Here is a 3,651-nt window from a genome sequence, read left to right as displayed (position 1 = left end):
AAACCGCACGCTGAACGGGGACCTGAGAGGAATGGGCGACGCATCTCAATGGCTGATCGAAGGTACGCTGGTGCCGCGCTACGCATTGCAGAATGGACCGTATTGGGGCCGCGGTCAGACCAGCAACGACAAGCTCGACAGCGTGCTGGAAGAGGCTGGATTCGAGCACGACGACCTCTGCGCCGGGGGCTGCACGAGCGATGCAGATCGCACCTGGATACGGATCGCATGGAGCGACCCATGGCGGCTCGGGCCCTATGGCCAGGCCTATCGCCTCGCGGGCACGGCCGCGTTCAGCGCGCGAATCGCGTGGCGCTCCATGACGGGGCAGCCGTGATCGCGCGGACGCGAATCGCGCTCGCCGCACTGCTCCTCGGCGTCGCAAGCGCATGCCTGCCGTTTCCCCGCTGGACCTACACCGCACAGACGCGCGTCGACGTGCTTCCCGAATCCGACGGTTTTTCAGCTGAAGACCTCCGCCGCGCGGAGCTCGCAGTGGCGGATATTGCCCGCGCTGCGGGAATGAAATCCGGTGAAGATGTGTGGGGCGGAATCGAATCCGCGCAGACCGTGAGCGGCTGGAAGGTGCCGCCACGTCGGCTGCTGAGGTTGTGGTCTAGAAAGCAGAGCTTCATGCTGCCGATCGATCTCTCGCTGGAAGTCAGCGAGGACCGGCGCGTGCTCTGGTTCTCCGTCTCCGACTACGAACACGGCTCGCCTACGCCTGAGGTCGCGCGAATCACGGCGCGGCTCCGGGAGCGGGTCGAGGCCGAGTTCCCGAAAGACGCGATCGTGCACGAGGCGATACGGAACGGCCCGATCTTCGACCACCCCTGAGCACGGCGCGCCGCTAGCGCGCGGAGGCCTCGCCGCGCAGCGGGATCAACAGCGATCCGTCGACGCGCGTTCCGCTCGGGATCTCGTACAGGGCGCGGATCGTCTGGACGTCGGTGTCGGTGACGAATACGCGCTCGACGGTCTCCCACGAGTAGTTCATCGCCGAGTCGCAGTCGAGACAGTGGCCGAGGCCCAGCGTGTGGCCGAACTCGTGCGCGACCAGGAGGCGCAGCTCCGCGAGGTCGAGGTGACACTCGATCGCGAGGCACGGCCTGGTGGCGTACTGCAGCTCTCCGCGCACGCGCAGGCGGCCGTCGATCACCTGCCACTTGACGCCGCCCCAGCCGGCGGCGTCGCCAGTGATGCGCCTGCGCCACTCGACCTGGATGTCGGCGTCGCGGTCGTCGCGCACGATCTCGAGCCGGAACCAGGGCAGAGCCGCCTGGATCGCGGTCTCCCAGGCGCGGATCGCGCCGATCTCGCCCTCGTCGGTCTGCTCGCGGCTCGCGTAGCGAGCGGCGAGCTTGGGAAGCTGCACGTTCACGCGGATCGGCATGTCCTCGCGCGCGTAGTGCACGTAGGCGGGCGTGCCGTCGACGTCCTCCGCGTTTGGCATCAGGAACCCGTCCTCGGCGCGAGGCGCGCCGAGCGGAGTCTCGCGCGCGGGCTCGAGCGTTGGAACCGCGTCTTCGCTCGCAGGTCTCGTCCCCGTCGCCGCAGGTCCCGCGCACGCGAGCAGCGCGACGCCTAGCGCGATCGCGACCCGCGCCGCGCGCGCTACCAAGCGGTCCAGCCGCCGTCGACGGCGATCACGGCGCCGGTCACGTAGCTCGACTTCGGCGAGGCGAGGAACAACACTGCGGTCTCGATCTCCTCGAGCCGGCCGAGCCGGTCCATCGGCGTGAAGCGGCGCATGGCGGCCTGCTGCTCGGGCGCCACGTCGCCCACGCTCGGGTCGATCGTCATCTCGGTCGGGAAGTACGACGGCGCGAGCGCGTTCACGCAGATCCCGTAGCGCGCCCACTCGACCGCGAGGTGACGCGTCAAGTTGTTGAGCGCGCCCTTGGTCGCCGCGTAGCCGACCGAGCGGTGCACGGGATTCGCGCCGAAGCCCATCACCGACGAGAGCTGGATGATGCGCCCGCCGCGGCCGCGCTCGATCCAGCGCTTCGCGAGCATCTGCGACGCCTCGAGCGGCGCGGTCAGGTTCAGCGCGATCGCGCCGTCCCACTTCGCCCGCGTGTGCGTCTCGGCGCGGCCGAGCGGAGCGATGCCCGCGCCGTTCACCAGCACGTCGATCGGTCCGAGCTCGGCCTCGACCCGGTCGATCGCCGCGCGGAGCTGCTCGGTCACCGTCACGTCGGCGGGCGCGGCGCAGGCGCGCACGCCCTTCGCCTCGAGCTCGCGCGCGAGCTCCTCCAGTCGATCCTTGCGCCGCGCGACCAGCCCCACGCTCGCGCCGGCCTTCGCCAGCGCGCGCGCGGCCTGCGCCGACAGCCCGCTCGACGCGCCGGTCACCAGCGCGACCTGTCCCGAGAGAGAGAAGAGTGATTCGAGCTCGGTCATGGGAGGGGCATTCCTACGCGGGCGGAGGTTCGCTGGCGACCAGCCTACCTCCGGCGCGCATCGCGGGCCAGGAGAGGGGCTCCCGAAATAAATGCGGTTGCGCTCGCGAGCGGGTGTGGCAGGCTGGCACGATGCAAAGCCGCGGGGCGCCGAACGCGTGAAGCGCAAGTGGGTCGCGCTGCTGATGCTCGCCTTCACCGCCCCCTCGCCGGCGTTCGCCGCGATTCCGGTCGCGAGCGCGATCGTCCTCGGGATGCACGAGAGCGAGCATGGGCACTCTCTGCTGGTGGTCGGCGACGACGACCACCGTCACTTGGTGCTGACGCACGACGAGGCGAGCGACCCCGGCGAGCAAGGCGATCAGGGCGAAGCGCTCTCGCACGCCGATCACGTGGTCGAGCTCGCCTGGGACGGCGTCGCGAGCGCGGCCTCGCGCCGCGATGCTCCCGATTTCCCGGCTGCAATCGGCCCGGCGCTGACCTTCGCTGCAGCGCCCGCTCCGGCGAGCGCGCCGCGCCGCTACACCGCGGTTCTGGCGCCGCCGTTCGATCCCGTGCGCACGGTCGTGCTTCGACTCTGAGAAGCCGCGTCGCCTCCGACGCAACGTGTCGTTCGCCGCTTCCGGCGGCGAGCCGAGCCCGCGCTTCCCACTAGAGGACGACCGTCCATGCGCTGCACCGCCATCGCGCGGTGCGGGTGTCTTGCCGCGGCGCTTCTGAGCCTTCCGCTCGGAGCGTTCGCCCAGGCGCCCGCGCCATATCCCATCGGCCGAGAGCTTCCCTTCTTCGAGGCGCCCGCGAGCCCCGCGGACAGCCCACCGCCGCTCGTGCCCGAGCCGACCGGCGTTCTGTCGCTCGAAGACGCGCTTGCTGCCGGGCTGCTGCACAGTCCGGAGCTTGCGGCGGACGCCTACGAGGTGCGCGCACGCGAGGCCGCGCTGCTCCAGGCGGGAGCCCTCCCGAACCCGACGCTCGAGCTCGATCTCGAGGACTTCGGCGGAGGGGGCGAGTTCAGCGGCGTCGACTCCGCGCAGACGACGCTGCTCGTCGGTCAGCGGATCGAGCTCGGCGGAAAACGCGCCGCGCGCATCGCGCTGGCGAGCGCGGACCGGGACCTCGCGGCATGGGACTACGAGGTCAGGCGCATCGACGTGCTCACCCGCACCGCCGGTGCCTTCGTCGATGTGCTCGCGGCGCAGGAGAGAAGGCGCCTTGCGGATGAGGTCCTCGGACTCGCGCGCGCGATTTT

At 70.6% G+C, this 3,651-nt stretch carries 6 protein-coding genes; 4 read left to right on the top strand and 2 right to left on the bottom strand.

Translation table 11 applies throughout. The features are described 5' to 3' along the window. Positions 1–31: 31 nt before the first annotated feature. The gene (locus FJ108_18170) at positions 32–337 is read left to right on the top strand and encodes a hypothetical protein (GenBank protein ID MBM4337818.1); all 306 of its coding nucleotides are present in this window, start codon (positions 32–34) and stop codon (positions 335–337) included. Beyond that, positions 334–837, top strand: a complete 504-nt coding sequence (locus tag FJ108_18165) for a hypothetical protein (protein MBM4337817.1) — start codon at positions 334–336, stop codon at positions 835–837. The genes FJ108_18170 and FJ108_18165 overlap by 4 nt, the downstream gene beginning before the upstream one ends. A gap of 13 nt (positions 838–850) precedes the next feature. Here the strand turns inward: FJ108_18165 and FJ108_18160 are convergent, their stop codons facing one another. Together FJ108_18160 and FJ108_18155 are read right to left on the bottom strand one after the other, a co-directional pair. Beyond that, positions 851–1,621, bottom strand: a complete 771-nt coding sequence (locus FJ108_18160; protein ID MBM4337816.1) for a matrixin family metalloprotease — start codon at positions 1,619–1,621, stop codon at positions 851–853. Beyond that, a complete protein-coding gene (locus tag FJ108_18155; GenBank protein ID MBM4337815.1) occupies positions 1,615–2,403 on the bottom strand; it encodes an SDR family oxidoreductase in 789 nt (262 codons plus the stop codon). Before FJ108_18155 ends, FJ108_18160 begins: the two co-directional genes overlap by 7 nt. 157 nt (positions 2,404–2,560) lie before the next feature. Between FJ108_18155 and FJ108_18150 the strand changes: the two genes are divergently transcribed. Continuing rightward, positions 2,561–2,983, top strand: a complete 423-nt coding sequence (locus tag FJ108_18150; GenBank protein ID MBM4337814.1) for a hypothetical protein — start codon at positions 2,561–2,563, stop codon at positions 2,981–2,983. A gap of 87 nt (positions 2,984–3,070) precedes the next feature. Beyond that, positions 3,071–3,651, top strand: a 581-nt coding sequence (locus FJ108_18145; protein ID MBM4337813.1) for a TolC family protein, incomplete at its 3' end; no start/stop codon positions are given.

The sequence above is a fragment of the Deltaproteobacteria bacterium genome, from assembly GCA_016875225.1.
Classification (GTDB): Bacteria; Myxococcota_A; UBA9160; order SZUA-336; family SZUA-336; genus VGRW01.
This window is presented reverse-complemented; position numbering and strand designations above follow the sequence as displayed.

What these genes read in the sequence shown, in the direction of transcription:
- FJ108_18170 (MBM4337818.1), top strand. Translation starts at nt 32, where the DNA reads ATGGGCGACGCATCTCAATGGCTGATCGAAGGTACGCTGGTGCCGCGC.
- FJ108_18155 (MBM4337815.1), bottom strand. Translation starts at nt 2,403, where the DNA reads ATGACCGAGCTCGAATCACTCTTCTCTCTCTCGGGACAGGTCGCGCTG.